The following is a 5,154-nucleotide window of genomic DNA, read 5'->3' on the forward strand; positions in this document are numbered from 1 at the left end:
CCCCTTCAATGCCCACGGATAATCTTACCAGATCCGGGGTGATGGAAAGGAGCTGCCGGATTGGTTCCGGAAAAGCCACGTACTGCGATGAATACGGGTGGATGACCAAGGACTTGCAATCACCGAGATTGGCCAGATGGTAGATCATTTTCAGGTTGTTGATGAATTTGAAGCATGCCTGTTGATCTTTTAATCCAAATGCAATGAGTCCGCCGAAGCCCTTGCCGGCAAACTGTTTTTTTGCAGTGGGATAGGATGGGTTGTCCTTGAGCCCGGGATATTTCACCCAGGTGGTTTTCTGGTGATTCTGAAGATAATCGGCAACCTTCATGGCATTTTCAATATGACGTTCCATGCGCAGGGCAAGGGTGTCGAGACCGATCATGGTCAGATAGGAATGAAGCGGTGCCTGGGTGGTGCCGAAGTTGATATGATGTTCACGCCAGACTTTGTCTGTATAAGCAAGGGGCCCTTTACGGTCGATAAAGGGTTTGAAATCGGCAAAGCGTTCGCCAGTCCAGTCGAAACCTGCGCCGTCGATAACCACTCCGCCGGTGGCATCTCCGTGACCGCTGAGGTATTTGGTGGTTGAATGGATGACGACATCCGCTCCAAGTTCCAGGGGGCGGCAGAGATACGGGGTGGCCAGGGTGTTATCAACCAGGAGCGGCAATCCATTGGCATGGGCGATGGCGGCGATTCTGCTGATGTCCGGAACATCCATTTTCGGGTTGCCGATGGTTTCAAGATACACGAAGCGGGTCTTGTCGTTAATCGCTTTCTCGATTGCCTGCGGGTCGGTTGACTCCACCATCCTGGCGGTAATCCCGTATTTCTTGAAGATGTTTGCAAAAAGTACATAGGTGGACATGAAAAGCGAATTGCCGCAGACAAACTCGTCGCCGGCCCGCAAAAGCGCCATGCAGGCGTTGGTGATCGCTGCCATTCCCGATGACATGGCGATTGCACCTTTGCCGCCTTCCAGGTCCGCAAGTTTCTGTTCAAGGGTGCGATTGGTGGGATTGGTCAAGCGCATGTAAATATGATCGGTGGTTTTCCCTGAAAACGTGTCGCTTAAATTCTCTGCAGTGGGATGCAGGTGGGCGGCGCTCTGAAAAATGGGCGGCAATGTCGCACCCTGCCAGTCTCCAGGTTTCTGTCCGGCATGGATGACGCGGGTGTGAAAGCTGGGTGTGTTTTTTTCAGTCATTAGTTTGTCTCCTTATCCCGCGAGGGTTTATTATCTGGCGTGCAATACGATATAATCACTTTTCTCGACGGTTAATTGCAACAAAAACCGTTATGTATTGCTTTTTAACAGGTAAGCGCTTTCTGGCATCCCCTCAGCGTCTGGACTCGTGTATAATCCGGGTTATGTCTGTATGCAATGAAAGTCAGGATGAGAGATCATGGATCGTATGACAGTCTGCCATTGGCGGAGAATACAATATTGGTGGAATCGCTGAGGCATTAAAAAAGATTTTGCCTGTTGGGGAATAATTAATACCTTTGTTCGTTTGAGAACAGAAAAGTTTGTGGATTTATAATAAGGTGCGGAGGACTTCACATTCACGGCATATTTTCATTTTTTCCTGCCAGTTTTTCTGGGCTTGACACTCGCAGATGGTACCGTTGATGAACCAGCAGAGTTTTCCTGCCTGAAATTCCCATGCCGGACATAGCTTCCTGGTTTTTAATGGGCATTTTTTGATTACCCAGCAGGGCTTCATGGTCTTTTCGTTCTTTTTCATCCGCGAAAGCAGAAAGAATATCTGCCTTTCAACATGTGCAGGCACAGACCTCCACTCCTGCTCGTAACTGTGTATGGCCTTTATGGACGTGCCTAACAGTTCTGCGAGCTGTTTCTGGGTTTTATTGAGCTTCTTGCGGGCTTCCAAGAACTCCTTGCTTTGCATTGATCCTCTCCAAAATGGATGTTGTCCTGATATTGAATCGGAAACATACCACAATGTGGTATATACCTGTCAATGATTATTCGTGGATGGTTGTGAAAAAAAATGCCCGCTTTTTTCAGGCACTGTGCTTGAAAGCGTCGGAGGCTCTGGAAATGTAATAAATATGAAATATCCGCTTCGTTTTAATATGGAAGTATCGCCGTGTTAAATTGTTATTTTTTATTATCCTATTATTTGGAGTTGGTTTGCCCTTGAATAATCTGGTTTTATTACTCATAAAGGAGAGAACTTGCAATATTAAATGCTAGGCAAGGTCGGTAATTCGTGAAGTTCTTGCTGGCCGGTTTCGCCTTCCGGTGGCAGTGGCGACGGAAAAAGTATTTGTACTTGGATGGTGTAAAACGGAAAAAGTGAAACCTGGTCGTTACCGGACCCCCAAACTGGTTACCCGCTTTTTTGGTAAGTATTCACGAGATTTTCAGCAAACGAGGGGATTAAATAACCTTGGGGGTCAGCCGGTATTGTGTTCCCGGCGTCCTGGAATCATTATCGTTCCCTGCGGAGAGATTCTGAAGCAGGTTCTGGGCAGCCCTGCTTGGTTCTTCCGGCGGAGGCAATTGCTGCTGGTCCTTGATGTTGAATTTTTTAATAATGGCGTTTCCCCCGGTTCCACTGGGAACGGGTTTGTAAGTGGTAAAGAGTTTGTTGTCAACGAGTTGAACGGATCTTTGCGAAGGTTTATCCTGGTTGGTTGTCTCTGCCGGCCGTTGAGTTTTTTGTCCCTGGCTGGTTGAATCATTTCCCTGGGTAATTTTGGGGAGGGTCCTGGTTTCTTTTGCGGATTGAATGAGGGCTTCAGGGGAGATCTTCACTGAATCGATATTTTCCGGTTGTTTCGGTGGATTTGGTTGCTGTGGCCTGGGTTTTGCCTGATTTGCACCCAGGGTTGCAATGTTTGTATATAATGATGGGCCGGTGGCAGATGTTATGTTTGACATGGGGTATTCCTTTGTTGCGGATAAATCATTATATGAAAAACAGGGGGGCGGTTCAAGGGAATTGCTTGCCCGGGCATAAAAAAACGGTCGGGATATTCTCCAGGCCGTGTTTGTGTTGAGTCAAAAGGAGCTGTCAGACAGAAAAGTAGAATAACGCGATAAGCACACAGATAAAGAATATTCCTACCTTCACACACACCATGTGATCTTCATGCTCATGTCCGTGATCGTGACCGCTCATAATCAATCCTCCCATTTATAGTGTAAGATAAATCCATGCGTTAATGTCGGTTAATCCTTCATAACGTCTTTCATTTTATTCAACAGCGAGTCCGGTGTAAAAGGCTTCTGGATAAAAATCTTTTCGCTCTCAAACACGTCAGCGGTGCCGATGGACGGACACATAAAGGCCGACATAACGAGAATTCTTGTCTGGGGATACTTTGATAGAAATTCTTCTGCCAGTTCTTTGCCATTGAGGCCGGGCATCATCATATCGGTGAGCAGCATGTCAATATTTTCAGCGGAATTTTCCGCAATGGAAAGCGCCTCTTCACCGGTGGAGGCTGTCAAGGTGGAGCATCCCACGGAAGACAATGTTTTTTCCAGGGATGAAAGCACAAAGGAATCGTCATCGACAACCAGAACGGTTTTCGGGTATGGATTTGACATGCATGCAACCTTTTCAGAGACTCGGATAGTTTTTTCCCATGAATAATTTCTATCGATATACTAATAGGAAGAAAATTGAAGTCAAGCTCAGAATAGTTTGTATTGATTTTTTTATAGATGTATTGAAAATTAACGTTTATTACGGTTCAATGATCTGCCGGTTATGCCTTAAAAACAATTGGAGCAAGTTCTGATGAAATATGATTACGCTGATATGATCGAAAATATTCACGAAGGCATATACTTTGTGGATAAGGATCGAAGAATTACATACTGGAACAAGGCCGCAGAAAAGATAACCGGCTTTAAGGCTGTGGACGTTATCGGCTCAAGATGTATGGACAATATCCTTGTCCATGTCGATTATCAGGGAAAGAGTCTTTGTAAATCCGGCTGCCCGATGGAAGCGGCAATTGAGCAGGGAGTTCCTCTTGAAATGGAAGTTTTTCTGCATCACAAGAAAGGTCATCGGGTTCCAGTGCTGGTCAGTGTGGCGCCGTTAAAGGATGAGACCGGCATGATTGTCGGCGGCGCCCAGATGTTTTCCGATATCAGTTCAACCAAGATAATGGAGGAGAAGATCCGGGAACTTGAAAAGCTCACTTTGCTCGATCCTCTGACCAGGCTTTCAAACCGTCTGCATCTGGAATATGAACTGCAGGCGATACTGGAAGAACTGAAGCGTTACGATCTTTCTTTCGGGATTCTTTTTATGGATATTGATCATTTCAAGGACATCAATGACACCTATGGCCATGTTGTGGGCGATCTGGTTTTGAAGACCGTTTCAAACACTATCCGCTCCGCTGCCCGGCCGTTTGATGTTTTTGGGCGGTGGAACGGAGATGAGTTTGTCGGTATTTTCAGGAATGTCGATGAAACTGGTCTTCGGGAAGCAGGCGAACGGTATCGGTTTCTCGTTGAAAATACGCTTATTTCCGCAGGAGGACGGCTGTTGAGGGCCACGGTTTCCATGGGCGCCACCTTGGCAAGCACCGATGATACGATGAAATCGCTGGTGCAAAGAGTGGAGGAACTCATGCGCCAGAGCAAAGAGGCCGGCCGCAACCGGCTCACTTCAGGGTAAAGCCCTATCTCTTTCTGTCCAGTCTTCTGTACTGCACTGCCTCGGCAATGTGCGTGGACATGATGGTTTCGCTTTCCGCAAGGTCGGCAATGGTTCTGGCGATTTTCAGGATCCGGTGATAGGAGCGCGCCGAAAGGCGCAGCCGGTTCACCGCCTCTTCGAGAAGATCCCGGCAGGCGTTGTCCAGAACACAGTATTTCTTGAGATCCCGGGGTGTCATCTGGCCGTTATTGTAGAAATTTTTGCGTTTGCTGAAACGCTCTTTCTGGATTGCCGAAGCGCTGGAAACCCTGCTTCGTATTTCAAAGGAGGATTCCCCGGATGATTCGGCGGAGATTTTCTTGAACGGCACCGCCGGAACTTCCAGGTGCAGATCAATGCGGTCGAGCAGGGGACCGGAAAGCCTGCTTTCGTAGCGTTGAATCTGCATGGCGCTGCAGGTGCATTCATGATTCGGGTCGCCGAGATAGCCGCACGGACA

Annotated in this window: 6 protein-coding genes; 1 reads left to right on the top strand and 5 read right to left on the bottom strand. The window is 47.5% G+C overall.

Translation table 11 applies throughout. The features are described 5' to 3' along the window. The 4 genes from KKE17_08385 to KKE17_08400 form a co-directional block, all read right to left on the bottom strand. A partial coding sequence (locus KKE17_08385) for an aminotransferase class I/II-fold pyridoxal phosphate-dependent enzyme (protein MBU1710005.1) occupies window positions 1-1,210 on the bottom strand: 1,210 nt, incomplete at its 3' end. Window positions 1,211-1,541: 331 nt separating this feature from the next. After that, the gene (locus tag KKE17_08390) at window positions 1,542-1,916 is read right to left on the bottom strand and encodes a helix-turn-helix domain-containing protein (GenBank protein MBU1710006.1); all 375 of its coding nucleotides are present in this window, start codon (window positions 1,914-1,916) and stop codon (window positions 1,542-1,544) included. A 494-nt stretch (window positions 1,917-2,410) separates the two neighbouring features. Then, window positions 2,411-2,914 carry a hypothetical protein gene (locus tag KKE17_08395; protein MBU1710007.1) on the bottom strand — a complete coding sequence of 168 codons (504 nt, stop codon included), beginning with the start codon at window positions 2,912-2,914 and terminating at the stop codon, window positions 2,411-2,413. Between the two features lie 291 nt (window positions 2,915-3,205). Further along, complete coding sequence (locus tag KKE17_08400) at window positions 3,206-3,586, bottom strand: response regulator (GenBank protein MBU1710008.1); 381 nt, start codon at window positions 3,584-3,586, stop codon at window positions 3,206-3,208. Between the two features lie 193 nt (window positions 3,587-3,779). Here KKE17_08400 and KKE17_08405 point away from each other — a divergent pair, with 193 nt between their 5' ends. Continuing rightward, window positions 3,780-4,673 (top strand): sensor domain-containing diguanylate cyclase, encoded by an 894-nt coding sequence (locus KKE17_08405; protein MBU1710009.1) that lies wholly within the window; start codon window positions 3,780-3,782, stop codon window positions 4,671-4,673. A 4-nt stretch (window positions 4,674-4,677) separates the two neighbouring features. Here KKE17_08405 and KKE17_08410 read toward each other — a convergent pair. Next, window positions 4,678-5,154 (bottom strand): ATP-binding protein (locus KKE17_08410; protein MBU1710010.1); only part of this gene is annotated, 477 nt, incomplete at its 5' end.

The sequence above is a fragment of the Pseudomonadota bacterium genome, from assembly GCA_018823135.1.
In the GTDB taxonomy this organism is placed as follows: Bacteria; Desulfobacterota; Desulfobulbia; order Desulfobulbales; family CALZHT01; genus JAHJJF01.

Bases quoted from the DNA above. Each gene is read 5' to 3' on its own strand.
- KKE17_08390 (MBU1710006.1), bottom strand. From the start codon at position 1,916: ATGCAAAGCAAGGAGTTCTTGGAAGCCCGCAAGAAGCTCAATAAAACC.
- KKE17_08395 (MBU1710007.1), bottom strand. From the start codon at position 2,914: ATGTCAAACATAACATCTGCCACCGGCCCATCATTATATACAAACATT.
- KKE17_08400 (MBU1710008.1), bottom strand. From the start codon at position 3,586: ATGTCAAATCCATACCCGAAAACCGTTCTGGTTGTCGATGACGATTCC.
- KKE17_08405 (MBU1710009.1), top strand. From the start codon at position 3,780: ATGAAATATGATTACGCTGATATGATCGAAAATATTCACGAAGGCATA.